At 48.0% G+C, this 26,288-nt stretch carries 23 protein-coding genes and 1 other annotated feature; all 23 genes read right to left on the bottom strand.

Annotation, left to right across the window (positions count from 1 at the left end; translation table 11 throughout):
* Positions 1–101: 101 nt before the first annotated feature.
* Positions 102–962 (bottom strand): M50 family metallopeptidase, encoded by an 861-nt coding sequence (locus ACE3K2_RS00820; protein ID WP_421885632.1) that lies wholly within the window; start codon positions 960–962, stop codon positions 102–104.
* Positions 955–1,803 (bottom strand): peptidoglycan DD-metalloendopeptidase family protein, encoded by an 849-nt coding sequence (locus ACE3K2_RS00815; protein WP_421885628.1) that lies wholly within the window; start codon positions 1,801–1,803, stop codon positions 955–957. Before ACE3K2_RS00815 ends, ACE3K2_RS00820 begins: the two co-directional genes overlap by 8 nt.
* Before the next feature lie 149 nt (positions 1,804–1,952).
* Positions 1,953–2,747 (bottom strand): septum site-determining protein MinD, encoded by a 795-nt coding sequence (minD, locus tag ACE3K2_RS00810; protein WP_024633965.1) that lies wholly within the window; start codon positions 2,745–2,747, stop codon positions 1,953–1,955.
* Positions 2,748–2,750: 3 nt separating this feature from the next.
* A complete protein-coding gene (minC, locus tag ACE3K2_RS00805) occupies positions 2,751–3,413 on the bottom strand; it encodes a septum site-determining protein MinC (protein ID WP_017692615.1) in 663 nt (220 codons plus the stop codon).
* A gap of 74 nt (positions 3,414–3,487) precedes the next feature.
* Positions 3,488–4,021 carry a rod shape-determining protein MreD gene (gene mreD, locus ACE3K2_RS00800; protein ID WP_421885624.1) on the bottom strand — a complete coding sequence of 178 codons (534 nt, stop codon included), beginning with the start codon at positions 4,019–4,021 and terminating at the stop codon, positions 3,488–3,490.
* Positions 4,021–4,893, bottom strand: a complete 873-nt coding sequence (gene mreC, locus ACE3K2_RS00795; protein ID WP_421885621.1) for a rod shape-determining protein MreC — start codon at positions 4,891–4,893, stop codon at positions 4,021–4,023. The genes mreD and mreC overlap by 1 nt, the downstream gene beginning before the upstream one ends.
* Before the next feature lie 185 nt (positions 4,894–5,078).
* The gene (locus tag ACE3K2_RS00790) at positions 5,079–6,113 is read right to left on the bottom strand and encodes a rod shape-determining protein (protein WP_063568116.1); all 1,035 of its coding nucleotides are present in this window, start codon (positions 6,111–6,113) and stop codon (positions 5,079–5,081) included.
* Positions 6,114–6,296: 183 nt separating this feature from the next.
* Positions 6,297–6,986: a RadC family protein gene (gene radC / locus ACE3K2_RS00785; RefSeq protein WP_421885618.1), complete on the bottom strand. Its 690-nt coding sequence runs from the start codon at positions 6,984–6,986 to the stop codon at positions 6,297–6,299.
* A gap of 37 nt (positions 6,987–7,023) precedes the next feature.
* A complete protein-coding gene (locus ACE3K2_RS00780) occupies positions 7,024–7,635 on the bottom strand; it encodes a Maf family protein (RefSeq protein ID WP_091037560.1) in 612 nt (203 codons plus the stop codon).
* Positions 7,636–7,728: 93 nt separating this feature from the next.
* The gene (locus ACE3K2_RS00775; RefSeq protein WP_047841183.1) at positions 7,729–7,971 is read right to left on the bottom strand and encodes a DUF4321 domain-containing protein; all 243 of its coding nucleotides are present in this window, start codon (positions 7,969–7,971) and stop codon (positions 7,729–7,731) included.
* 145 nt (positions 7,972–8,116) lie between these two features.
* Positions 8,117–9,346, bottom strand: coding sequence for an SPOR domain-containing protein (locus tag ACE3K2_RS00770; RefSeq protein ID WP_421885613.1), 1,230 nt, complete (start codon positions 9,344–9,346; stop codon positions 8,117–8,119).
* 117 nt (positions 9,347–9,463) lie between these two features.
* On the bottom strand, positions 9,464–10,783 hold the full coding sequence (gene murC, locus ACE3K2_RS00765) for a UDP-N-acetylmuramate--L-alanine ligase (protein WP_421885659.1): 1,320 nt from the start codon (positions 10,781–10,783) through the stop codon (positions 9,464–9,466).
* A 56-nt stretch (positions 10,784–10,839) separates the two neighbouring features.
* On the bottom strand, positions 10,840–12,216 hold the full coding sequence (locus ACE3K2_RS00760; protein WP_421885610.1) for a bifunctional folylpolyglutamate synthase/dihydrofolate synthase: 1,377 nt from the start codon (positions 12,214–12,216) through the stop codon (positions 10,840–10,842).
* Positions 12,217–12,294: 78 nt separating this feature from the next.
* A complete protein-coding gene (locus ACE3K2_RS00755; protein ID WP_421885607.1) occupies positions 12,295–14,961 on the bottom strand; it encodes a valine--tRNA ligase in 2,667 nt (888 codons plus the stop codon).
* A 61-nt stretch (positions 14,962–15,022) separates the two neighbouring features.
* Positions 15,023–15,304: a binding site (T-box leader), on the bottom strand.
* Positions 15,305–15,458: 154 nt separating this feature from the next.
* Complete coding sequence (locus tag ACE3K2_RS00750) at positions 15,459–17,042, bottom strand: LysM peptidoglycan-binding domain-containing protein (protein ID WP_421885604.1); 1,584 nt, start codon at positions 17,040–17,042, stop codon at positions 15,459–15,461.
* 354 nt (positions 17,043–17,396) lie between these two features.
* Positions 17,397–18,311 (bottom strand): RluA family pseudouridine synthase, encoded by a 915-nt coding sequence (locus ACE3K2_RS00745; RefSeq protein ID WP_421885600.1) that lies wholly within the window; start codon positions 18,309–18,311, stop codon positions 17,397–17,399.
* The gene (gene hemL, locus ACE3K2_RS00740) at positions 18,308–19,612 is read right to left on the bottom strand and encodes a glutamate-1-semialdehyde 2,1-aminomutase (RefSeq protein ID WP_421885597.1); all 1,305 of its coding nucleotides are present in this window, start codon (positions 19,610–19,612) and stop codon (positions 18,308–18,310) included. Before hemL ends, ACE3K2_RS00745 begins: the two co-directional genes overlap by 4 nt.
* Positions 19,613–19,639: 27 nt before the next feature.
* Complete coding sequence (hemB, locus tag ACE3K2_RS00735) at positions 19,640–20,641, bottom strand: porphobilinogen synthase (protein ID WP_421885594.1); 1,002 nt, start codon at positions 20,639–20,641, stop codon at positions 19,640–19,642.
* 101 nt (positions 20,642–20,742) lie between these two features.
* On the bottom strand, positions 20,743–22,305 hold the full coding sequence (gene cobA / locus ACE3K2_RS00730; protein ID WP_421885590.1) for a uroporphyrinogen-III C-methyltransferase: 1,563 nt from the start codon (positions 22,303–22,305) through the stop codon (positions 20,743–20,745).
* A 4-nt stretch (positions 22,306–22,309) separates the two neighbouring features.
* The gene (gene hemC, locus ACE3K2_RS00725; RefSeq protein ID WP_421885587.1) at positions 22,310–23,266 is read right to left on the bottom strand and encodes a hydroxymethylbilane synthase; all 957 of its coding nucleotides are present in this window, start codon (positions 23,264–23,266) and stop codon (positions 22,310–22,312) included.
* Between the two features lie 2 nt (positions 23,267–23,268).
* The gene (locus ACE3K2_RS00720) at positions 23,269–23,919 is read right to left on the bottom strand and encodes a precorrin-2 dehydrogenase/sirohydrochlorin ferrochelatase family protein (protein WP_421885584.1); all 651 of its coding nucleotides are present in this window, start codon (positions 23,917–23,919) and stop codon (positions 23,269–23,271) included.
* Positions 23,920–23,924: 5 nt separating this feature from the next.
* Positions 23,925–24,752: a cytochrome c biogenesis protein CcsA gene (gene ccsA / locus ACE3K2_RS00715; RefSeq protein WP_421885582.1), complete on the bottom strand. Its 828-nt coding sequence runs from the start codon at positions 24,750–24,752 to the stop codon at positions 23,925–23,927.
* Between the two features lie 14 nt (positions 24,753–24,766).
* Positions 24,767–26,152: a glutamyl-tRNA reductase gene (gene hemA, locus ACE3K2_RS00710; protein ID WP_421885580.1), complete on the bottom strand. Its 1,386-nt coding sequence runs from the start codon at positions 26,150–26,152 to the stop codon at positions 24,767–24,769.
* Positions 26,153–26,288 lie beyond the last annotated feature (136 nt).

The raw sequence follows: 26,288 nt of genomic DNA, 5'->3' as shown, positions 1-26,288 counted from the left end.
ACCTCTAGAAGACAATTCAATTCATCCACATCCATTTCAGCTCTCTTTACAATTTTCATTGTACATGTATTAACCCATTTCCGAACAGGTCCACCAGAACACTACAATTTATCGCTATTTTGTTGAAAATAGGAACCGATAATGCGTTGCTCAGGCAATACTGCCATTATTCGTCCCTGTCTGTTCATCACGTATACCATATGGTATCTTTCTCTCTTTAATAGACGCAAAATAGTGTCCAAAGGTTTCGCTGGAAATGAGATTATTGGCTGCGCCAAACTGCCAGTAGCCGCGTGACGAGCAAACGCACCCTCTCGATTCATGAGGAAACGAATAAAGCGATAAGGCACATTTCGGTAATCCGTCAGGTTGGAATAGAACAAAAAAAGGCCGATTAACAGAATGTTTAACGGTAAGCCGTAGTCTCCAGTAAACCATCGGCTGATAGCATACAAAATAACCCCTGCACTACACAGGATGCTAATTTTGTAAGTCCACATTAATGTTGTATAGTAGGGTGCCCACAGACTGACAAGCGCCTGCACAATTTTACCTCCGTCCAGAGGAAGTACGGGCAGCAGATTAAAAAGGGCAATGAGCAAATTCCCCTGAATAATGTAGTTAAGAAAAACCGGATCGCCCAGGTTGCCATACTGCAGTAGCCAAACCACACCCACCATCAGCATATTTTGTAATGGACCTGCCAGAGCAATCATGATCTCCCGGTAGGCCGTGATCGTACCTCCATCTTCGATAACCGCTACTCCTCCAAAAGGGAGCATCTGAATCGACAAGACACGATAGCCCAGAAGGGTCGCCGCAGCAGCATGTCCACATTCATGGATGAATACGATGGCAAACAACGTAATCAGTTCAATAAAATGTCCAGTCAGAAGGGAGGCCATCATGATGATTACAAAAAAAGGATGAAAGGTAATACGGACTCCCCACACCCTAATCAAGGGCAACAACTTCCGCCGGGTCTACGTACTCCTCCCCCTCTTTGACTGCAAAATAGAGCGTGGCCGGTTGTTCACCACCCGTAGCCTTGAGACTCCCCACTGGATTCCCCGCTTCCACCCAATCATTCACGCTCACTTCACTTTCGTTCAGCCGACCGTATATTGCCGTGACATTGCCTGTATGCTGGATGACAACTGTGAACCCACTTGCTTCATCGCCGATAACCTCCATCACACGCCCAGCATCAGAACTTGCGACCTGTATAAGTTCTGCACCTGCGGCATCCGGAACGATCTCAATTCCCTTCATGCTCAGTGCAAATGGCTGAACCACTGTGCCTGAGATTGGTTTTCCAAGTAACTGCCTTACTTTCAATCCGTTCACGGCATCCGTCGTATGTCCAAGGACCGGAAGAAACGAAGGTGTTCCTCCAAAATGTCTTTCATACCAGGCTGATGCAGAGGCAAAATCCATATCTCGATGGAGTGCATTGGTAATGACTGTTTTGGGTGATGTCGTCCACGATGTATCTAATTGAAACAGACCCCATACTCCGCCAAATATCAAAGCGCTAATGACCGTCCGTTTTAGTAGTGATTTGAAGAGGTTGAATCTCGAATTCCCCCCTGGAACGTAATGGCCATTCTCTTTTTTCCACAACCATTCTGGATCTCTTTCTTGTATCCCATCACTAGGCGTAAATGGTTTCCGGTGCATGATCTCATTCTTGTCCAACAGTGAACCTACTTTTTGCTCCTGTAAGACCTCCACAGTAGCACCATCCATCAGTCGCCGAATGCGTTCTTCTCGTCTCTGCTTGATTCTGAGTTTCGTGTTCATGGAATTATCCTCCCGCCGAGGCTTGTTTACTACATCCTATGAGGAGGTCGTTGATAATATGAACAAGCCTGCCAGCAGGTAACAAAAAAAGCCGGGCTATAAGCCACGGCTGTCATGTATTCAGGTTATGAATAAGTTCGTTTAACGAGTTAACCCATGCCGAAGAACTTTTTGAAGCGGGAAAAAGCACCCTTTTTCTGCTCCAGCTGCATCAATGGGACCGTATCTCCCAGAATGCGTCGTGCGATATTCCGATACGCAATCGCGGCAAGTGAATCCGGATTCATGACCGTAGGTTCTCCTGAATTGGCAGCTTTGATGACCAGTTCATCATCAGGCACGATACCAATCAGGTCAATATTAAGTACTTGTAAAATACCATCGATATCTAACATGTCACCCGATTTAACCATATTATTGCGAATTCGATTCACCACCAGCTTCGGTGATTGAATGTGCGAACTCTCCAGCAGCCCGATGACACGATCCGCATCACGTACTGCAGCATTTTCCGGTGTAGTGACCACGATGGCCTGATCTGCTCCTGCTACCGCATTTTTGAAACCCTGCTCTATCCCGGCTGGGCAATCAATAATGACGTACTCAAAATCTTTTTTCAATTCAAGGATAATATCCTTCACCTGTTCTGGTGACACCGAGTTTTTGTCTCTCGTCTGCGCCGCAGGCAACATGTATAATTCTTCGAAACGCTTGTCTTTGACCAAAGCCTGATTCAGACGGCAGCGGCCGTCCGCAACGTCGCACAGATCGTAAATAATACGGTTTTCGAGTCCCATCACGACATCCAAATTACGAAGGCCGATATCGGTATCTACCAGACAAACCTTTTTGCCGAGCAACGCCAGCGCTGTCCCGATGTTTGCCGAGGTGGTTGTTTTACCCACGCCGCCTTTACCCGAAGTGATCACGATCGCCTCTCCCATGAGCTACACTCCTTTAAACACATTAAAATCTCGGCGTAACCGAACGATATTGCTCATTTTGTCTATCTGCATCTGATTGTCCTGTAAGTAAGCAAATTCCATTCCGGTCTCTCGGCTCTCCCACTCATCGGGAGGACGACTGATGATATCCGCAATCCGCAGCTGCGTCGGTGCAAATACCGAAGCGGCAATGATCGCTTCCTCGTCCCCGCCAATTCCGGCATGAGCCATACCTCTGAGTGAACCCAACACATATATATCTCCGGTACACGTCACTGTGCCCCCCGGATTGATATCCCCAAGAAACAGGAGATTTCCTTCATGATGAAGCACCTGACCTGAACGCACCATACCACACATGGTTACAATCGGCGGCGGTCCTTTAACCTCCGGTTGGAGTGCAGGTGAGTCGATGGATCGAATAAGCAGATTCCCTTTTTGTTTTAATATATCAAGGATTGCTTCTTTCTGGTCCTCTGTCACTTCGCGGGCACCCAACTTGATATCCACATGAACAATCGGTCCGGTCAAAATATTTTGATGGCTGTGTTCCAGCTTATAGCGGAGCTCATAGAGCAATTCCTCGAATTCACATTGATCGTCCAACAGGAAAACCAGGCCGTCTCGGATGCCTTTAATCGTTACGTGATTCGATTTTACCGTCATAAGCCTGTCCCTCCCATCTCATTACATTTCGTGCCCGGGGCCCCAAGTTCCTGCTTTGCGTTCCATAAATGTATTTAGGAAGCTTCTTCTGTCTTGCTCCGTCTCTTGCCGATCCGCTCCAGTTGTTTCCGAAGCGGGACATATATGATCAAGGCAAACACAAAATGAATGAACAAGTTAGGAATCATGTATTCAATCAACGCCCAGTCAAAGGTCACGTGGTTAAGTTGGAAGAGCTTGTACAGGAAAAATAGCATGGTGTCATTAAGCAGACTTCCCAAAATGACAACCGATACCATAACCGGCAGTGGTGCACGCGGTGCTTGAAAAATGAGTCCCATCATATATGCCGATAATCCCATCGAAAATCCATAAGGTCCAATCATCTCGCCATAGAATACGACGTCATGTAATAGTCCAAAAAATATACCAAGCACTAGTGCCGTGTGCCGATGATGGTATACAGCGATGAACAAAATGACGATATAGACCAGATTGGCAGAAATACGCATGTTCCAGCCAGAAGGAATGAGCAGCGGCAAAATTGTACCTTCCGCAATGAACAAAACGAATAGTAACAGGAACAAAACTTGTTTGCGCGTTACCATTATTCTTTTACCTCAGGTGGGATAATGACAATCAGCTCTTTCCAATCAAGGAAGCTTGCGTATGGCTCAATTGTAGCTGTTTTGGTTAAACCATACTCACTTTTCTCAACACTCTTCACTTTCCCAATCCGCATGTACTTCGGAAAATTGTTAATAATTCCGGAGGAGATGATCTCATCATCCTCCTGGATATTAGAATCTTCTGAGATTTTGGTCATCTTGAGCATGCCCGTCTTTGGATCATAACTCTCAATCATACCAAATACTTTCTCCTTACCTACTGCCGTTGCTGCAATAGCATTGGATGTCGGATCGTTGGCGTCCATCGACGTTAACAGATTAACCGTTGATGTATATGAGCTGACATGACTAATCACGCCGACCAGCCCTTCCTGCGAGGTCACGGCCATCCCCGGCTTAATTCCCGCATTTTCACCGATATCAATGTTAATCGTTCTGCTGTTTGGATCCGAATTGGCACTGATCACCTGAGCAATCCGTGAACCGTAATTATACCGATTTTTCTGCTCTTCGGTGAAATTGAGCGCTTTCTGAAGCTGCTCATTCACTTGCTCCATATCATTGTACTTCAGCCGATCCCGGGTATAGTGACCCATCGCGATGCGAAGCTCTTCATTCTCCTGATATACCGTACGCATGTTCGCTACATCTTTGAAAAAGCCCGCTACATAGGAAGCGGGCTTGTAAAATACGTATTGTACAAATCCAACTGAATCCTTCAGGAATTTCTCCGGCCAGGATAGAGTGGTTCGCGGACTGAGCGTAAAGCCCATTAACGCGATAAATGTAACAAGGCCCACCAGCAAAACAAAAAGTCTTTTGTTGCCTAGCAGTTTAAACAGTTCGAACACCCTCTAACATCCATATTCTCTTCCGAGCCATGCCCGGCGGGGAGACTGTCAGAACTGTAGTCCCTGCGAGAATATCAGCTGATCCTCCCCTGTTAAGCGGGTAATAGCTCATCCCCGGGGTTAACCGGGTACTCTATAACGATACCTTGCCACTTAGTCGCTATGCCAAGTTAGGCAAATACCAATTAACGTTTGGAACGAACTGCCGAACTGCTTCTGCTTTTGAACAAATGAATATTCTCTAGCGCTTTACCTGTTCCGATTGCTACGCAATCCAGCGGGTTCTCAGCCACAATGACAGGCATGCCTGTTTCACCAGCCAAAAGCTTGTCCAGGTTGCGTAGAAGCGCGCCACCACCAGTAAGAACGATTCCACGATCCATGATATCGGCGGCAAGTTCAGGCGGGCATTTCTCGAGTGTTACTTTTACCGCTTCAACAATCGCATTCACCGTATCAGCCAACGCTTCACTGATCTCGTCCGAAGTAATCGTAATGGTCTTCGGCAGACCTGTAACGAGGTCACGTCCACGAATTTCCATTGTTTCTACTTGCTCCAATGGCATTGCTGATCCGATGTCCATCTTCAATTGCTCCGATGTACGCTCACCAATCATCAAATTGTATTGACGTTTGATGTACTGGATAACGGATTCATCCATCTCGTCACCTGCTACACGAACCGAACGGCTCGTTACAATACCACCAAGAGAGATAACAGCCACTTCCGTTGTACCGCCACCAATATCTACAACCATACTACCCGTTGGTTCCCATACAGGCAGATCTGCACCAATTGCAGCTGCAAAAGGCTCTTCAATGGTATAGGCTTCACGTGCTCCAGCCTGTTTTGTTGCATCTTCAACCGCACGTTGTTCTACTGCTGTGATCCCGGATGGTACACATACCATCACGTTTGGATGACGTTGGAACATGGAGCGCTGTTTCTGTGCCTCACGGATGAAATATTTAATCATTGTTGCCGTTGTATCAAAATCGGCAATAACGCCATCTTTCATTGGACGAATGGCACGAATGTTACCTGGTGTACGACCAATCATTTTTTTGGCAGCTTCACCTACTGCCTCGATAGTTTTTGTATCTGTCCGTATAGCAACAACCGAAGGTTCGCGCACCACAATTCCTTTTCCTCGTACATAAACCAACGTATTTGCTGTCCCCAAGTCAATACCCAAATCTTTCGTAAAACCACCAAACATAACATAATCTCCTTTTCTGCCTCATATAAGCCGCTCTATTTGATCCAGAGCGTGATAATTTCATTCCCACGCAACACGTGGAGCTAATATTCGCATTTGTTTTTTTGCATTAGTAAAGTGAACCTATCTTTTACGGACAACGCCGTTAACATTCATAGGAAAACATCAACGCCAACCATTATATTATACTAAGCCCTTCTCCTTCAAACTTACGTACGTTCCATCTCCGATAATAATATGATCAAGCACGTCAATGCCAACGATAGTGCCTGCTTCAATCAGTCTCTTGGTTATTTGGATATCCTCCGCACTGGGCGTAGGATCACCGCTCGGATGGTTGTGTGCGCACACAATCGATGCGCTGCTGCATTTGATGGCAGCCCGAAACACTTCACGCGGATGTACAATTGAAGCGTTAAGGCTGCCCATGGAGAGTGTTTCCTGGGCAATAATATGATTTTTGCTATTCAGAAAGAGACACACAAAATGTTCTTTTTGCAAATAACGTAATTGTTCGATCAGGATATCTGCTGCATCACGCGGTGTACGAATTGAAGTCGACTGCGTGAGTCTGCTCTTAGCAATCCGATGCCCCAGCTCAATGCCAGCTTTCAGTTGCACAGCCTTGGCATTGCCGATCCCTTTCATCGCAGTCAATTCTTCCAGACTCAGATCCATTAACGAGCGAATGCCACCCGCCTCGGTCAGAATCCGCTGTGCCATATGCACCGCCGATTCCTGTCTTGTGCCTGTTCGAAGTAAAATTGCCAGCAATTCAGCATGGCTTAAGGCGCCCGCCCCGTATTCCATCATGCGTTCTCTCGGGCGTTCTTCCTGGGGGATGTCGCGCATCATGTATTGAGGCGACTCCATATGTTCCCTCTTTTCATTTCACAACATTTGGCTTCATTCATGTTCGTGGCAACACATGTACGCCGAACCCGTCCAACATATCACTTAGCAAGGATAGCGGCAACCCAACCACATTAAAATAACATCCTTCAATGCGGTCGATCAGTGAAGCACCAATGCCCTGAATGGCATACGATCCTGCCTTGTCTGAAGGCTCACCTGTCTGCACATAAGCACGGATGGTAGCATCCGACAGTTCTTTCATCGTTACATCGGTCTGGCGGTAATGAACTAACGACTGTCCATTGCCCGCATCAATACAAGCGACGCCCGTAAACACCCGATGTACACGGCCCTGCAGCCGGGATAACATACGTTCAGCATCCGCTTCGTCTACGGGTTTGCCCAGAATCTCACCATCCAGAACAACAACGGTGTCACTACCAACAATAATGGCTTCCTGCTCACGGCCTTCAAGCCCGCGATACACGGCAAGTGCCTTGCGTAAAGCAAGCTCCTGTACCGTCTGTTCAGGTGTCCACTCTGGTGGTGTATCTTCATTGGCATGACTAGGTATTACATCAAACGCTAGGTGGAGTGATGCGATCAGTTCTTTGCGCCGAGGCGATGTGGAGGCCAGAATAATAGGGCGCTGTTGAGTGTTATCCAAAATGAACGGCTCCTTATGCCACGGCAACATCCTGTCCGGATCACGATAGTAGATGTCACTGGTTTAATTTTTTCGTCATAACTCGTCATTCTCCTACAGTCTGCGATACAGCCACACAGCGGCAATCATACCGATCAGACTCAGAAGGCTCATTTGAAATTGAAGTGAAATATCATAACTGATAATATCCAGATCAGCCTGCGGTGACCAACGTATGGTCGTGGCTTTCGTAAGAAAGGCTACTGCCTTAACAGGCTGCAGTGCCTTGGCGATCCACGCTCCGGCCATCCAGCCGAGCAGCAGAAACAGCAATAACATGCCGAAGTTTTTTTTCATCGGTAATCTTCCCTCGCCATTTTTTGACACCCACATTATTATACGGGGTTTTGTACGTCAATACAAACACAAATCCGGCAAGGGGAACTATTTCCAGTTCCTTGCCGGATGGGTATTTCCAAGCGTTGTTATGGGAAAGAGCGTGTTATTGCTTAATCGCTTCGAGCCATTTTTTCTGCTGTAGTACATATTCCATCAGATCGGACTGCACGGACCACATGTGCACATCATCCGGGTTCTTGTTGTACTCTGCAATAGCCGTAATTGCACTGTTCATTGATTTCTCCATTCCACCAACAATAGGTTGTACCTCTGCACTCAGGCCGGGAGAGAGGCTGTTCAAACCGGTTAACCATGACTGGTGTTTATTCTGAATCGCAGTCATCATTTCTGTAGGAACTGCTGTCGGTACGGATTGTCCCAACTGCTGAATGGACAAGGTAGACAATTGTTCGATCAGTGCAGAACTGTTTGTGAAGAATAGCTGCACATCCTCTTGCTTGCCACCGAATATAGCCGGATTGATCTCAGGATTAACGATCTCCTTGACGTACAGTTCGACTCCCTGAGCTTTTAACCTGGAGCTAAGTAACTTGGCCTCTTCACGATCAGCCGAGATGCCCGCATATACTCGATTGCCATCTTCAGGATCGGTACCTGCGGCTATACCTGCCTGAGCCAGCTCAAGCTTGGCCTGCTCAGCTCGTTCAGGAGAACTGAACACGCCGTATTGAAGTGCATAATACGTGCCGCCAGTCGCCGCTGTCTGTAGCTGCTGCTCTGTACCCGCAGCCCCCCCCTGACCAGTAACAGTGGAAACTGCCTGATTAGCGGGCAGAAGATCACCTGGCTTGACGGCTCCTTCTTTATTAAAAAATGAGAGAATAACCATCCCAAAAAGTGCTCCGGTAACAAGTGCCCCGGTGACAGAACCAATCATTTTCCATCCCCTTGGAGGGCGATTGCGTTTATAGGAATAGTTCTCGGAATCTGCAAGCCAGTCGTGGCCTTGATCATCATGTATATTGGACAGATCACGACGCTCTTCCTCCGGATTATCGGAATGATTAACATAACCGTAACCAGAACGGTTCCCAAAATACTGCGACTCATCCAAGTTCAAGTTCGAATCATGACTCACCCGCTCCTCAGGTTCAGGTACAGTAGAGCTTGTCAGCACCGTCTCTCCCCAGTCTCCGGGGATATCCTCAGGCGTCCATGACGGGGTCGTATCCATCTGTTTGGGCGTTAACGGTTGATGCTGCGGTAATTCTTCACTTAACGTAACCACTGGACTGGACGCAGATATCCTCTTGTTTTCAGGCTTGTCCGACTCATGATCCCCGAAGCGAAACGTCATTCTAGCATTGCTCACCCGTACCCTCTCCTTTGTCCCATTTATATCAGCTATATGCAGAGAAGGCAGAATACATTCCATAAAGCGCAAAAAAACGCCTGCTTCGAATCGAAGACAGGCGTTTTCTCAATTGATTTATTTCAAACCTTTGGCAAGTGTATCGCCGACTTTCCAAATATCACCTGCACCCATCGTAATCACAAGGTCTCCTGGTTGCAGACGATGCTGCAGATCAGCTACAACTTCTTCTTTCGTAGGGAGGTAACGTGCAGAAGCATTACTGTTTTGAACGATTAGTTCAACCAGTCGGGCTGAGGTTACCCCTTCGATCTGTTTTTCTCCCGCAGGAGAATAAATATCCGTAATAAGTACCTCATCCGCTTCCGCGAAAGCACGACTGAACGCATCCAGCAGGAAGAACGTACGCGTATAACGCTGTGGCTGGAATACTGCAATAATGCGTTTGCCTGTTGCTTTGGCCGCACTAATGGTAGCTTCAATCTCAGTCGGGTGATGAGCATAATCATCGATGATCAGCATATCACGTGCCTCGCCCAATACCTGGAATCTGCGTTTGGCTCCGTGGAACTGGATAATAGCTGCCACAATCTTCTCAAATGGAATACCTGCTTCCAGACAAGTAATCACAGTAGCCATCGCATTATAAACGTTATGCTTACCCGGCACTGATAATTCCACGGTCCCCATAGCAGCACCCTGATGATTCATCGTAAAGGAGATACGGCGATCACCCAGTACAATATCCGTTGCCGTATAATCCGCAGCACGATCAATACCATAGGTTGTAACCCGTGACTTGAGTTCTGGCAAAATTGCTTGAACATTCTCGTCGTCAGAACACACAATGGCTGTTCCTTCCGGACGAATCTGGCTCAAGAACTGCACATAAGCCTTTTTGAGCTCCTCAAAATCACTGTTGTAATTCTCCAAATGATCTGCCTCAATATTGGTTACAATACCGAGCCATGGGTGGTACTGCAAAAATGATCCATCGCTCTCGTCCGCCTCAGCGACTACCCAGTCGCCCTGGCCTGCCTTGGCGTTGGTGCCCACATTCATGATTTCTCCGCCAATGATATAGGTCGGATCCGTATCACATTTATCCATAACAAGTGCAATCATGGATGAGGTGGTTGTTTTACCGTGAGCTCCAGCCACAGCCACACCTTTACGTTCGTTCAACAAACGTGCAAGCATCTGGGAACGATGCAAAATCGGAATGTTAAGCTCTGCAGCTGCTACCCGTTCCACATTATCAGCAGGCGCTGCCGTAGAGTAGACAACCAGGTCTGCTCCAGTAACGTGCTCTGCCGTATGTCCGATATATATTTTCGCTCCCTTGGCTGCCAACTTCTCGGTCAACTCCTGTGAAGCGACATCCGATCCGGTTACGGTGTATCCCATTTCCAACATAACTCTTGCGATGGCACTCATGCCATATCCGCCAATCCCTATAAAATGAACGTGTTCCGATGTATTTAACAAAACTTTCACCAACCTTTTTCAGAATCGGTTTGATGCAAAAGGGCTGCCCGCACATCCGCAATCAGGTACAGTGTGCCGGAGACCACCCCCAGATCTTCCGCTTCCGTCCGTGACTTCAATAGATCAAGTGCCTTTGCCCATTCGGGCTCGACGATGATTTCCAGTTCCTGCTTCGCAATGGCGGGACGTACCCGTTCGACAATCTGCAGCAATTCGGCTGCATCCATTTTGCGTCGGAAATCTGGCTCGGTCAGGATCAGCGTATCCACTAGTGGCAGTATATGCTGCAAATACGCTTCGTGATGCTTATTTGCCAACATACCCATCATCAAAATTAACTTGTTGTGAGGATAGACATCCGTAATGCTCTTGGCCAGCGACTCTGCCCCTTCCGGATTATGTGCTCCATCGAGCACAATTCGGGGTTCATCGACGACTTTCTCGAATCTTCCTGCCCAGAAAGCATTCTCCAGTCCAAGTGCAATATCGTTGTCATCCAGCATAAATGCCATGTATTGTCTAAGCAATTCAAGCACCATAAGTGCGGCCGCTGCATTGTCACATTGATGTGAACCCTGCATGCGTATGCGAACGTCCAGATCACGAAACGGGCCTGTAAAATGAAAGGATTGTCCGTTCTCATTGCTGTCCAGTCTATGATAAGAGAATTGGTCTCCAGCCAAATACACGCTTGATTGAAGCTGCTGTGCTTTCTCCTGAATCACCTTCACAGCTTCGGGTTGAGTCGCGCAAGTCACTACGGGTACTCCCGGCTTGATTATACCTGCCTTTTCTCCAGCAATCTGCTCAATCGTATCTCCAAGCACATCCGTATGATCCATGCCAATGTTGGTGATGACGGACACAACAGGTGCGACAATATTCGTTACGTCCATCCTTCCCCCTAGCCCCGTCTCCCATACCACAACGTCAGGGTAACACTCTTCTGCATAGTACAGAAGCGCAAGAGCTGTGGACACCTCAAACATCGTGGGTGATCCCAGCGGAGTGGAGGCCATTTCCATGACCAGTGGATGTAATCGATTCGAGAGTTTAAGCAGGGTGTCTTCAGGAATATCCTCACCGTTGTATTGAAAACGGTTTGTAAACTTGGTGATATATGGCGACGTAAAGGTACCCACATCATATCCAGCCTGAAGAAGCACTGACGTCAAAAAAGCGCAAGTCGAACCTTTACCGTTCGTTCCCGCGACGTGAATAAATTTGAGACGTTGGTGTGGATTGCCTAACATGGACATCAGACTCTCGATTCGTTCCAATCCAGGTCGGATGCCAAAAGGAATAAGGCCATTGATCCAGTCCACGGCCTCGTTATACGTAAGTAAAGGAGTTGCTGCATCTGTCCCGTCTAATTCCGTCATCTGATTCACCTTCGGTCCCGAGTTTGAGTGAAAAAAGCGGCCGGATGGCATAATGGCTCTCCATCCGACCCAAATATATTAACCTTTCAGTTCCTTGATTCTTGCAATCACTTTATCCCGTTTGTCGGAATAATCTGCTTGCTTGGCGCGCTCTTCCTCAATAACTTTGGCAGGGGCTTTGGCAACAAAGCCTTCATTCGCCAACTTTTTCTCTACACGGAGAACTTCGCCCTCGAGGTTCTGCAACTCTTTCTCCAAACGAGCCACTTCCTGCTCGATATCAATAAGACCCGCCAATGGCAAGTATAGTTCTGCCCCCGTAATGATCGCAGTCATTGCCTTATCTGGTGAGCTTAGATCCAGCCCACTGTCGAACTCGGACGTATTACAGAAGCGTTTGATGTAATGGCTGTTACGCTCAATAATGCTGGACGTCTCAGCACTGTTTGCTTTGACCATCAACTCGATCTTTTTGCTCATCGGCACGTTCACTTCTGCACGAATGTTTCGAACTGCACGAATGGTATCCATGAGCAGGTTCATCTCGGCAACAGCCTCTGGATTCTCGAAAGCAGGATCATATACCGGCCATGCTGCCAGCGTAATGGTCTCACCTTCATGTGGCAGATGCTGCCAGATCTCTTCGGAGATGTATGGCATAAACGGATGAATCAGGCGCATGGTCTGATCCAGCACATAAGCCAGCACGGATTGTGTTTTCTTCTTGGCAACCGGATCTTCCCCATAGAAGGACAGCTTAGCAAACTCAATGTACCAGTCACACAGGTCATCCCAGATAAAGTTATACAGCACACGACCCGTTTCCCCAAATTCATACGCTTCGATTAGACGCGTAATATCGCGGGAAGTTTCGTTCAAGCGGTGCAGAATCCAATAATCCGCTGTACCAAGCTCTCCGCTGATGTCACGTTCCTCATAGGTGAAACCTTCCAGATTCATCAATGCAAAGCGCGAAGCATTCCAGATCTTGTTGGCAAAATTACGAGCCTGCTCCACCCTTTCCCAACGGAAACGGAGATCCTGACCTGGCGTGCTGCTGGTTGAGATCATGTAACGCATTGCATCTGCGCCGTATTTCTCAATCACATCCAGCGGATCTACGCCGTTGCCCAATGATTTGGACATTTTGCGTCCATCTGCATCACGAACAAGACCATGCATCAGCACATCCTTGAACGGAGTCTCATCAGTGAATTCCAGTGCAGTGAAAATCATACGTGCAACCCAGAAATATATGATGTCATACCCTGTCACAAGTACACTTGTCGGATAATAACGTTTCAGGTCTTCCGTATCTTCCGGCCAGCCTAGTGTGGAGAAAGGCCATAAGCCGGAGCTAAACCAAGTATCCAAAACGTCTTCGTCCTGTCTGAGCTTGCGTCCAGCATTCTCTGGTAGCGTTGTCGGATCTTCAGCAGATACGATGATTTCGCCCGTTTCCTCATCATACCAGGCAGGAATACGATGTCCCCACCACAGTTGACGGGAAATACACCAGTCACGAACGTTCTCGATCCAGTTCAGATAGGTTTTCTCAAAACGGTCTGGAACAAAATTAACCCCTTCGCCGCTCTGTTGTTTCTTGATCGCTCTCTCTGCAAGTGGCTTCATCTCAACGAACCATTGTGTAGACAGATACGGCTCAACAACAGCGCCGGTACGTTCACTGTGTCCAACCTGATGCGTGTGATCCTCAATGTTGATCAATACACCCTGCTCTTTCAAGTCAGCAACAATCTGCTTGCGGCAGTCACTGCGATCCAGTCCCTGATACTTGCCAGCCTCTGCATTCATCGTGCCGCTCTCGTCCATGACCGTAATCTGAGGAAGATCATGACGAAGACCTACTTCAAAGTCATTCGGATCATGCGCAGGCGTGATTTTAACTGCACCACTTCCAAACTCTTTATCCACATAATCATCAGCGATAATTGGAATTTCTCGTCCAATGATAGGCAGTACAAGTACTTTACCAATCATATCTGCATAGCGCTCATCCTTCGGATGAACAGCAACCGCTGTATCACCCAGCATCGTTTCAGGACGCGTTGTTGCCACTGTAACGTAGCCACTTCCGTCTTTGAGCGGGTAACGCAGATGGTACAAGTGACCCTGAACCTCTTTATATTCAACCTCAATGTCGGACAGAGCTGTCCGGTTCACCGGGTCCCAGTTAATGATGCGTTTGCCTCGGTAAATAAGGCCTTTTTCATACAGTTGAACAAATACTTTGCGAACCGCTTGGGACAGACCTTCATCCAGCGTAAAACGTTCACGTGAGTAGTCAAGCGACAACCCCATTTTACCCCATTGCTGACGAATGGTCGTGGCATATTGATCTTTCCAGTCCCATACTTTCTCCAGAAACTTCTCCCGTCCCAGATCATAACGAGTCAGACCTTCTTCACGCAGCTTCTGCTCCACTTTGGTTTGGGTAGCAATACCTGCATGGTCGGAACCCGGAAGCCACAGTGCGTCGTAGCCCTGCATCCGTTTTGTGCGGATCAGAATATCCTGCAGTGTAAAGTCGAGCGCATGCCCGATATGCAGCATCCCGGTCACATTTGGGGGTGGAATTACAATCGTATACGGCTCGGCATCTTTACGTTGACCGGCTTTGAAATATCCGCGCTCCATCCAGGTGGAGTACCATTTGTCCTCTGCCGCCTTAGGATCGTAAGTGGTCGGCATTTCTGTTGCAGCTGATTTTTTTTCCTCAGACATGTGTCATTCCTCCGTTACTTCATCATCTTCGCCAAAAAAAACAAAAAAAACCTTTCATCCATCAAAGGACGAAAGGTTAGCTTTCGCGGTACCACCTTTGTTTCACGCCGACAGCAAGCTAGACTTCACCCTCTGTACATGACGTGACACTTCAAGCAGATAACGGCTGCGACCGGCCCATCCTACCTCAGAAATAAATGACGATACATCACATTCATTCCTTGTATTCAAACAGGCAACTCCCGGGCGACTTCGATCAGTTGGTTCCTGCGGAATCTCACAGCGTTGCAATTCCACTCTCTGAAAGGTCATACTGTCTACTACTCCCGTTCCACGTTGTTCTTCAAAAAACCTACACACATCATACCTTGCTCGTGCGCGATAGTCAACCTGACAACAGCGGATAAAGAGCGCTGGAATGCAGGTTTAGGGCGAATTATGCAAAAACCCGCAATCCTCAAGGGGATCACGGGTTGTAACGAAGGCTTTAACTACGACTAAGGGATGTACAATATCTGACCTTCTTCCACAACTTGTTCAGATAATCGGTTATACAACTGAAGTTCCCTCGTGCTCAATTGGTATCGATCTGCAATGGCATCCAGTGTATCTTCTCGCTGGACGATACACAGTTTCACCTTGCGGAATGGGGTCTGGTCGACAATCGTTCCCAGGAACAGATTCTTCCATGCCACATCATCAGGAGGATACGTTTCTTCCTGTACCACACCAGCAGGAACCTCGTCGCCTCGCTCCACTTCAACATCGCGTGTCGCTCTGCCAGAGGATAACAAGGAAGAGATACCTACGCCCTCTTCTTGCCGTGGTGCGGACTCTTTTTTGCTGCCAAAAGCAACCTTCAGCTCCGGCTTGTCTTCCGTCTCAGCCACAGGTTCAGGAACAAATGCTTCGTTCTGCACGAACTCGTCTACCCCAGTCGCTTCAAAAGACGGGCGGTCCTCCTCAGCGTTGCCTGGTTCGGACGCAGCAAATACACCTTGCCAGTTCTCCGCCTGTGATTCGACCGGAACATCAGCAACTTCCTGATTCTCATGTTGAGGTACAGATCTCGCTGATTCGAAGTGCCATACATCTGGTGCGTCCGGTACATTTGGTGCTGCCAACTCATTAGATGATTGAGCACTAGGCTCGAGGACTGCTTGATCTGAACTTCTCGGGTTCGCAGGCAATGCATCCACGGAAGGCTCGGACCACGCCGAAGACTCTTCTTCCAGAGGTAGCAATGGTTCCGACTCAGGATAAGAAGCTAACCGATCAGCGGTCTCAGCCATAAATGACGAGATCGGCGAAGGTTCACTGTATTGCTCATGAGATGCCAATTCATCTCCATTTGCTGTCAGAGATGCGGGATCTTCGTTTGCATCAGGTTGTCTGTTTTCGATAGCGTACTCCGCACTTTGTTCCTCAGATTGAAGCGGCTCGGCCGATGACGAATTCGCATATTCCTGCTGCCATTCTTCGCTATTCCTTAATGTCTCTTCCCTTATGGACAGGTCAGCGAATTCCGGAGCACCATATGCAAGTTCTGCTGCATTCGCAAGTCTCTCTTCCTCACTCCGCTGGAGCAGATACTCTTGTGCAAATGTGTTGGGGTCGCTACCTGTCTGTTCTGCTTCATCGGAACGGTTGGATTGCTGAGCATCAGGTGAGTGGACAACTGTAAACTCATCTGCTGACCACACTTGTGGCTCTTCAACAGGAAAACCCTCGATGCCTCGCAGCGACAACACGCCAGTAATGTTCAGACTGCGATTGGATAACAGATCCACGTCAAAATTTTCGATCTCGATGGAAATATCTTCAATCGACCTGACCCGGTTCAGCGGCACTGTGATCTCCACGGGAATAAAATGTTTGAGCTCCTCTGAAGCCTCATTTTCTCCTCTGTACGCACCTGTAAGTAAAAGATGCCCTCTTAACGTGGCATGATCATCCTGCCCTATGACTTGAATGCGCGGGTATAGTTCAATTTCCTCCAATTCCTCAATCGCAGGGACTCCCTCAGACAAATGAACGCGCTCATAAATATCGAACCGCAAACCATAAGGTTGATTCAACAAAGGTGGCGTCCTCCTTTCGGCATATGTTCACCATGATCCTTCTCATGGGACTGATCCATGGTCCAAATCCTTCGTTACCCCATCTATATGCCTTGAATGAGATGAGCATGCCACCTTTTGAAAAACCATGTTATATAAAGCGAAATAGACAATGTTGCACCTAGCCACTTCGATGACAGAATAACCTTCCGATCACTGTTATCCCCAGATTTTTTCATCCCTTTTTATAAAAGGAAAATCCGGGAATAGCTTATGCTTCCAAAGCAGCTTTCTTTCAGAAAGCTTTTAGGCGAACGCTTCGCTTCTTCTGGTTGTTTCTGTCCTCTCCGTTTTCGTGTAAATAGTTAGTCCAACTTATATATTGATAAATTTACTCTCTCGCTCTGCCAATTGTGTGAAATCAGAAGGCCAAGGGTCATTCACTTCAATCATCGCTCCAGTTAACGGGTGGTTAAACTTCAACACTTCTCCGTGAAGCGCCTGCCGACCAATGGCATCCGCTCTCCCACCATACAACTCGTCACCAATGAGCGGATGTCCCGCGTAATTCAGATGTACACGAATTTGGTGTGTTCGTCCTGTATCCAGCTTCAATCGTACAAGGGTTGCACGTTCCCACACCTCGACGATCTCCACATGAGTAACCGCTTCTTGACCACCTTCCGAGACACGTCTGCGTTGTTTGTGATGTCTGTCCTTGCCGATCGGAGCATCAATTTTGTGGAGTTCGCGGGATAATTGCCCCCCTGCGATAGCTACATAATGGCGACCAATCTCTTTGCGGCGCATCGCTTCATCCAGTTTGGCGAGGGAAAAAGCATTTTTGGCATACAGGACAGGTCCGGTTGTATCCTCATCCAGTCGATGAACATGGCGTACGCTCGCCTGTATTCCGTTCATCTCATAATAGGAGGCAACCACATGATCCAGCGTGATCGCCTGATCAACACGGCTTCCATCCGGATGCAGTTTCATGCCTGCCGGTTTGTGCATAACCAGGCAGAAATCATCCTCATACAATACGTCCACATCCGCCCAACGTGGTTCAACATCGATCGTCTGGGACGCAAAAAGGGCCAGCCGAAGCCGGTCCCCTGCAAGTTGTATTCCTCGGTTTGATTTCAGCTGACGGAGCAGTTTCTCCGGAAACTGAAGTTCGGACAATAGCCATTGCTCCGCAGCCATCTGTTTGTCCGAACTACCTGTTACGGCTTTCCCTGGCATCAGCTCAAGCCATTCCCCGCGGCGTTTCCAACTTTTAATCGTCATAGCGATTGAAGAGCTTTACGATTCGCCTCGATCGTATCGTCAATATCCTGCTCCGTGTGCACACCAGAGACAAACATGCCTTCGTATTGCGAAGGCGCAACACTCACACCTTGATCAATCATGGCCGCAAAATAACGACGGAATTGATCCAGATTGCTTTCTTTGGCAATATCATAATTGGTTACTGGAACGGCACTGAAGAATGGACAAACCATGGAACCGACACGGTTAATAGTTATTGCAACACCCGACTCAGCTGCATTTTTCTCGAATCCGGCTTGCAGACGTGCAGACAGTGTCTCCAGACGGTCATAGACCTCTGGTGTTAACAATTTGAGCGTGGTATATCCTGCTGCCATAGCCAGCGGATTCCCGCTTAGTGTACCTGCTTGATAGATCGGTCCTGTAGGGGCAATCTGTTCCATCAGATCCCGGCGACCACCATAAGCACCAACTGGGAGTCCGCCACCGATCACTTTACCCAGACAAGTCAGGTCAGGTGTAACCCCATACCGTCCCTGGGCACAGTTCAACCCTACGCGGAAACCGGTCATGACTTCGTCAAAAATAAGCAGGCTGCCATATTGCGTTGTCAAACTACGCAAGCCTTCAAGGAAACCGGAAGCAGGAGGTACAACCCCCATGTTACCTGCCACAGGTTCCACAATCACAGCGGCCAGTTCTTCACCATAACGTTCAAAAGCAAGCTTCACAGACTCCAAATCGTTATAAGGTACCGTAATGGTATTCACAGCTACGCCTTCAGGCACACCTGGACTATCTGGCAGCCCCAGCGTTGCAACACCTGAACCAGCCTTGATCAGCAAACTGTCCGCATGTCCATGATATGATCCTTCAAATTTCAGAATTTTACTGCGTCCGGTTACCCCGCGTGCCAGTCGAATGGCACTCATGGTTGCTTCCGTACCGGAATTAACCATCCGCACGATATCGATGGAAGGTACACGTTCACAGACCAGTTTCGCCATCTCGGTCTCTAGCAAAGTAGGTGCACCAAAGCTTGTTCCTTTAAGAGCTGTCTCACGCAAAGCTTCTACAACGTCAGGGTGTGCATGTCCCATGATGAGCGGACCCCACGATCCTACATAGTCGATAAAAACATTGCCATCAATATCGTAAATTTTGGACCCTTCACCGCGCTCTGCATAGATCGGAGTAAGTCCCACCGATTTGAATGCGCGCACAGGGCTGTTCACTCCCCCGGGTATATACTGCTTCGCTTCCTCAAACGCGCTGCGTGAGCGCTCATCATTGCGACGATTACCTTGTTGTGCAGTCATGCGTATCCTCCTTAATGTAAATTTGTTTTATTTCTCCGCCAACCACCGTGAAGCGTCTTTTCCGTAGTAGGTAATGATCATATCTGCACCTGCACGTTTCATACTGAGCAGGATTTCCATGGCGACTTTTTTCTCATCAATCCAGCCTTGAATCGCCGCTGCCTTCACCATGGCATACTCACCACTTACATTATAGGCAACAAGTGGAAGATCAAATTGATCCTTGATGGTGCGCATAACATCCAGATAGGAAAGGGATGGTTTTACCATCAACATGTCCGCTCCTTCCAGCACATCCGTTTCGGCTTCACGCAAAGCTTCACGTGCATTGGCCGGGTCCATCTGATACGACTTACGGTCCCCGAATTGTGGTGTGGAATCCGCAGCTTCACGGAATGGACCATAAAAAGCCGACGCGTATTTTACAGAGTAGGACATGATCGGAATATGACTGAATCCATTCTCGTCCAGCCCGGCACGGATCGCCTGTACAAATCCATCCATCATGTTGGATGGCGCAATAATGTCCGCTCCTGCTTTGGCTTGGGACACTGCCGTTTGCACGAGCAGATCAAGTGATTCGTCATTTAACACATCTCCGCAGATGTGACCGTCAATCTCCACCGTGTGTACCATACCGCAGTGACCATGATCCGTGAATTCGCACAGACAAGTATCTGCAACAACCAGCAGTTCTGGGTACCAGGATTTGATCAATCTTGTCGCTTCCTGCACAATGCCATCTTCAGCAAAGCCAGATGAACCCACACTGTCCTTCGTCTCCGGAATACCAAACAATAACACCGCTGGAATTCCCAAATCGGCAATTTCCGTTACTTCTTCCTGCAGACGATCCAGCGAGAAGCGGAACACCCCAGGCATGGATTTGATTTCGGATTTCACATTTTCTCCATACGTTACATAGATGGGTTGAATAAAATCATCCACGGTTAGATGGGTCTCTCTGACCATATTTCGAATACCTGTGGATTGGCGTAAACGGCGATGCCGTACAATTGGAAAACTCATATGTGTTAAACCTCCCTGAAAGTTAAATAGAGCAAAAAGGGAAGCGCGCTGGTATCTTGTCGAATTCAGCACGCTTCATATGTCAACATATTACATGTGTATTAATTACGAAGAGCGCCTTCCTTGGTGCTTGTCCGTTTCCAGTCGCATAGAACGGTGATCAAACTATCCATCGTTGCTTCCTCTGCCATGAGTGTAACACGCAGTCCAGCCGCCTCTGCCGTTTTCGCTGTAACCGGTCCGATACAGGCAACCTCCACATCTTTCAATAAAGGCAGTGGATCTTGCAGTCCCATACGTTTCAACATACTCATGAAGTTGGTAACCGTCGATGAACTTGTAAAGGTCACCGCATGAATGCCACCTTCTTCAAGCAACTTGAGCAGTTCATCATCATCTTCACCAGCAAGGATCGTATCATAGATGATGGCTTCGGTGACTTGAAGCCCTCGTTCTCTCAGCTGGTCACGTAACCACGTACGGGCCAGATCACCGTGCGGAAGCAGTACTTTCTGGCCTTCCTTCAATTCACTTTCAAAAGCCTCAAGCATGCCTTCGGCCTGGAAAGGACCTTTGACAACCTCTGCAACGATGCCATGTTTACGCAAGGCCTCTGCTGTGGAAGGTCCTACGGCAGCAATTCTCGCTTGATGAATCGAGCGAATATCCTTGCCTTCCTGTTCCAAATGCCGGAAGAAAAACTCCACGCCATTCACACTGGTGAAAAACACCCAGTCATAGGTATTTAAAGCACTGAAGGCGTCTTTGACACTTTGCTGTGCAGATTCAGTGGACGGCATGACCGTCTCAATGACCGGAAACTCATACGGTTCCCCGCCGAGTTCCTCAATGCGATTCACCAGTTCACTCGCCTGACTGCGAGCACGGGTCACCAGAATTCGTTTGCCAAACAGCGGCAGCGCTTCTGCCCATTTCAATTGTTCCCGTTGATTTACGACATCTCCCACCACAATAACCGCTGGCGGTTGGAAATTGGCCGCAATCACTTTTGCTTCTATATCTTCAAGGGTACCTGTAATGGTATCCTGTTCCGCTCGTGTTCCCCAACGAATCAGAGCTACTGGTGTTTGCGCTGGACGACCATGACGAATCAACTGTTCGCTGATATATCCAATTTTGGCAACACCCATCATGAATACAAGTGTGCCCGTTGCATTCGTCACTTTATCCCAATGGATGCTACGATCAAGCTTGTCCGGACTTTCATGCCCCGTAATGATAGAGATAGATGACGCATAGTCACGGTGTGTCACGGGAATTCCGGCATACGCAGGTACACTTATCGCAGCTGTTACCCCAGGCACAATTTCAAAAGGAATCCCGTTTTTGTGCAACAAATCCGCCTCTTCGCCCACGCGTCCAAAGATCGTTGGATCGCCACCCTTAAGCCGAACCACAACCTTGCCTTCAAGAGCCAGATCAACCAACAGTTGATTGATCTCTTCCTGTTTCATCGTATGCCGGTCCGGGCGCTTGCCCACGTAAATCTTGACCGCGCCGGGTTTCATTTGTTTCAACAATCTCGGACTTGCCAAACGATCATAGACTACAGCATCGGCTTTACCGATGGATTCCCACCCTTTTACCGTAATCAGCTTTGCATCCCCAGGACCTGCCCCTACCAAAAAGACCTTTCCCACCATGTCTTCATCCCCTAACTTCTGCCAGTATCTGCTCTGCTCCCCGTTCGATCAATCTCCAAGCCACTTCTTCTCCCAGACGAACCGGGTCTTTGCCAGTCAGAGCTTCCTTAAGAATCAGTCCACCATCCGGTGTACCGACCATACCCGTTAATTGTAACGTGTTTTGGCCATTCAGGGAATCTGCATCTTGCTGAGGCAGCCATACCGCATGAGCACCAATCGGAACCTGACACCCCCCATTCAATACACTGAGAAAACGGCGTTCCGCCTGTACAGGAAATGCTGTCTCGGGATCGTTATACAGCTGCAACAAGTGCAACAATTCCTCATCGTTTTCACGACATTCGATACCAAGCGCACCCTGGCCCACAGCAGGAAGGCAGGCTGTTTCGGTCAAGTACTCGGTAATCCGGTCTTCCCAGCCCATCCGGTACAACCCTGCAGCAGCCAGAATGATCGCATCAAGACCTTCAGTCTCCAGCTTCCGCAGACGGGAATCAATATTGCCGCGGAGCGATTCCAATTGCAAATCTGGACGATAAGCCTTCAATTGACTGGACCTGCGCAGACTGCTTGTACCCACTCTTGCCCCTTCTGGGAGTTGATCGAGAGTAAGTCCACCGTTGGAGATCAGCGCATCCCGTGGATCTGCACGACGGGGAACAGCGCCATTGATTAATCCTTCAGGTAACTCGGAGGGCATATCCTTCATGCTATGCACAGCCATATCAATGGTACGATCAAGCATTGCCTGTTCAATCTCTTTGACAAACAATCCTTTGCCTCCCACTTTTGACAGCGTTACATCCAGAATGAGATCTCCCTTTGTAACAATCTTATGTACTTCAAAGTCAAAAGCTAGTCCTTCCCGCTCACAAATATCACGTAAATCCTGAATGACATGGCCTGTCTGGGTTAGCGCAAGCGCGCTCTGTCTACTTCCCACTTTAATTGTACGCATATCTACACTTCCTCCTGATTACGGGATATCCAGTCCCCGATTTCTTCTTCGGTCCACCACCGGAAATGGCCTGTACGAATCTCTTCTAAAATGTGCATTTCAGTTAACTGCCGAAGCAAAGTACTTCTCTGCCTGGAAGAAGATACGCGTGCCTTCACCTCGGTCCTCATCTGGTGCAAAAACTCAAGATACGTCTCATACTCATCACCGAACTGTCGTTCGAGTGTAGCACGTATCTCAGCAGCTGCTGCCGGTCCCGCTCCTGCTGTGGATATCGCTATGCTTAATCTCCCACGCCTGACCACGCTTGGCGTAATAAAGCTGCTGTGCTCCGAAGACATCGCGTCATTCACCAATATGCCCGCAGCCTCAGCATCCTGAACCACAGTGGAATTGACCTCTGAACGGTCAGTCGCTGCATATACGAGAAAGGCCCCCCGCAAATCTCCATTGCGGTAGGACCGGTCTATCCATTGAATTCGGGATTCATGATGCAGTTGTTTTAATACGGGAGTAAGCTCCGGACTGATGACCGTAATCTGTGCCTCGGCATGCATTAACCCCTTAATTTTACGCTCGGCCACACGTCCACCACCAACCACACAGCATCTTTTGCCTGAAGTATTCACAAATATCGGCGTGTAACGGTCCATCACTTTCACTCTCCCGTCCAACGATGAAACGCTGAATACGCATTGGATAAAAAACTTATAATGACAAATCCGTACCCAATCAGTGTCCATCTTGCCATGATAATCGTAGAGAACTGTTTCCTTCTCTTGGATACGAAATAACCCACATAGATGGCTATGGCAAGACCTGTCGAAATAACTTTGAGATCCAAAAGCAGGCTCCAGCGTCTTTCCGCCACAATGGATAATACGGCAAGCATCACAGAAACACCAAGGAGCGGTGTTCCGATCAGCGTAGCGCCATCCATATACTTACCGATCACTTCCAGGCTTGGCAACCGTCGCATCGTGTCATTCCACTTTTTTTTCTTCAACTTACGGTGCAAGAACAGATATAACAAGGCAAATACCGTAGCAACGGTTAACGCTGCAAAACCTAGATTTGCCAAGGTAATATGCATAATGAGTAATCCATGCACTGTTTGCCAGTTATGCAGTGATATCTCTCCGGCCGTAAACCACAGTCGGTTTAATACCGTAACGGAAAAACCTACAACATTCAGCAACAAAATCACAAATTCGGAACGCTGGATGCGAGTCATGACGAGAGACATCAGCACAATACTGAATGAAAATATAAACAAAAAATCAAAGGTGGTGTAGATGGGGAAATGACCTTCGGTCCACATGCGCAGTATGACATGTGTGACCTGCAGCCCCCAAACCACAACAAGAAACCCTGTGCCTGTCCGCTTCGCCCCCGCATTGCGTCGAATGCAGTCCGAGAAATAGAACAGTAGGCTCAGGGCATACATATAGATTAAAGCCTCATAGACTTGTTCAGCAAGGGTCAAGCTGCCCACCCGCCTTATACGCCTGCCGGAGCATAAGCCGGCACGGGGTCTTGCCGGTTTTCGTTAAGGTGAGCGGCTGGTTTCGCCAGAGCTGTGGCATCACTCTGACTCACTTTTTCTGCGGCCGTCTCTACTGCATCTTCCAAAGCGAAAATCTGAGTAAACATGCGCAGAGCTTCGTCACCTTGCTTCGTGCCTGCCATTTCCTTAATCCGATTAATCGGATCTGTTGTCATTTGATTCACAATACTCTTGGTCAAACGACGAATGACTTTACGTTGATGTTCATCGAGCTCAGGCAGTTTATTAAACAGGCTATCCATCGTTTCTTCATGAATGGAGACCCCTTTTTCCTGCAAAGCACGGATAACGGGACGAACACCCAACGTTTTGAGCCAATGGTAATAATCCTCCATCTCAAGATCGATCATTCTCTCAATCTTGGCAGCTTCCACCTTACGCATCTCCAGGTTGCTCTCCACGATTCCTTCCAGATCATCAATGTCATAGAGAAATACGTTGGATAGTTCACCAATCGCCGGATCAATATCGCGTGGAACCGCAATATCAATAAGGAACAATGGACGCGATTGACGACGCTTCATACTCTCACGTACCACTGATGCATCCATGACATAACGTTCAGCTCCAGTGGAACTAATCACAATGTCAACTTCATTAAGTCGATCTAATGCCTGCTCCATTGTACAAGGTGTTCCCCGGAACTTGGCAGCCAATTCTTCGGCTCTTGCAAGCGTACGATTCGCCACGATGACTTCGGATGCCCCGTTGGCATAGAGATGTTTCACGGTCAGTTCACTCATCTTGCCGGCACCCAAAATGAGCACCTTCTTGTCTGTGAACATGCCAAAAATCCTCTTGCCAAGCTCAACAGCAGCATAACTGACAGATACGGCGCTCTCCCCGATGGAAGTCTCCGAATGTGCCCGTTTGCCCAGCGTAACTGCCTGTTTGAACAGCATATTAAACCAGGTACCTGTTGATTTCTCTTCCTGCGCTTTAAGAAAAGCCTGTTTCACCTGTCCAAGAATCTGAGTCTCACCAATGACCATGGAATCCAGTCCACAGATCACACGGAACAAATGGCGCATGGCCTGGTCATCTTCATATATATATAAGTGTTGCGTAAATTCTTCCCGTGGTACATTAAACCATTGTTCCATGAATGTTCGAATAAAATAACCACACATGTGAAGACGGTCCACCACAACATACAACTCGGTACGGTTACATGTGGCTACGATTACACCTTCCAATACACTCTTGGTCAGCTTGAGCTGCTGCAGCGCTTCAGACAAGTCCTTTTCTGCAAATGTGAATCGTTCCCTAACCTCTACAGGCGCCGTGCGATAATTCAAACCAACGACAACGATGTGCATTGCAAGTTCACCTGCCTAATAAATTTCCAATCAAAGTGCTTACTGCATATGTCTATCCATTTATGATTGACATGGTTAATTATATCACACATCATAGCCTTGACCGGGGCATTTTTATGAAATGTTTATGAAATCC

This window comes from Paenibacillus sp., from assembly GCF_048976745.1.
Lineage (GTDB): Bacteria > Bacillota > Bacilli > Paenibacillales > Paenibacillaceae > Paenibacillus.
The sequence above is the reverse complement of the archived record's forward strand: the minus strand, read 5'-3'. Positions and strand labels throughout refer to the sequence as shown.

Excerpts from the sequence above, each read along its gene's own strand:
- ACE3K2_RS00745 (WP_421885600.1), bottom strand. The coding sequence starts at position 18,311 with ATGACGATTAAAAGTTGGAAACGCCGCGGGGAATGGCTTGAGCTGATG.
- minD (WP_024633965.1), bottom strand. The coding sequence starts at position 2,747 with ATGGGAGAGGCGATCGTGATCACTTCGGGTAAAGGCGGCGTGGGTAAA.
- ACE3K2_RS00775 (WP_047841183.1), bottom strand. The coding sequence starts at position 7,971 with ATGAAAAAAAACTTCGGCATGTTATTGCTGTTTCTGCTGCTCGGCTGG.
- hemC (WP_421885587.1), bottom strand. The coding sequence starts at position 23,266 with ATGCGTACAATTAAAGTGGGAAGTAGACAGAGCGCGCTTGCGCTAACC.
- ACE3K2_RS00790 (WP_063568116.1), bottom strand. The coding sequence starts at position 6,113 with ATGTTTGGTGGTTTTACGAAAGATTTGGGTATTGACTTGGGGACAGCA.
- ACE3K2_RS00760 (WP_421885610.1), bottom strand. The coding sequence starts at position 12,216 with ATGACGGAATTAGACGGGACAGATGCAGCAACTCCTTTACTTACGTAT.
- hemB (WP_421885594.1), bottom strand. The coding sequence starts at position 20,641 with ATGAGTTTTCCAATTGTACGGCATCGCCGTTTACGCCAATCCACAGGT.
- ACE3K2_RS00720 (WP_421885584.1), bottom strand. The coding sequence starts at position 23,919 with ATGGACCGTTACACGCCGATATTTGTGAATACTTCAGGCAAAAGATGC.
- cobA (WP_421885590.1), bottom strand. The coding sequence starts at position 22,305 with ATGGTGGGAAAGGTCTTTTTGGTAGGGGCAGGTCCTGGGGATGCAAAG.
- murC (WP_421885659.1), bottom strand. The coding sequence starts at position 10,783 with ATGAGTGCCATCGCAAGAGTTATGTTGGAAATGGGATACACCGTAACC.
- radC (WP_421885618.1), bottom strand. The coding sequence starts at position 6,986 with ATGGAGTCGCCTCAATACATGATGCGCGACATCCCCCAGGAAGAACGC.
- mreD (WP_421885624.1), bottom strand. The coding sequence starts at position 4,021 with ATGGTAACGCGCAAACAAGTTTTGTTCCTGTTACTATTCGTTTTGTTC.
- ACE3K2_RS00815 (WP_421885628.1), bottom strand. The coding sequence starts at position 1,803 with ATGAACACGAAACTCAGAATCAAGCAGAGACGAGAAGAACGCATTCGG.
- hemA (WP_421885580.1), bottom strand. The coding sequence starts at position 26,152 with ATGCACATCGTTGTCGTTGGTTTGAATTATCGCACGGCGCCTGTAGAG.
- minC (WP_017692615.1), bottom strand. The coding sequence starts at position 3,413 with ATGACGGTAAAATCGAATCACGTAACGATTAAAGGCATCCGAGACGGC.
- ACE3K2_RS00755 (WP_421885607.1), bottom strand. The coding sequence starts at position 14,961 with ATGTCTGAGGAAAAAAAATCAGCTGCAACAGAAATGCCGACCACTTAC.
- hemL (WP_421885597.1), bottom strand. The coding sequence starts at position 19,612 with ATGACTGCACAACAAGGTAATCGTCGCAATGATGAGCGCTCACGCAGC.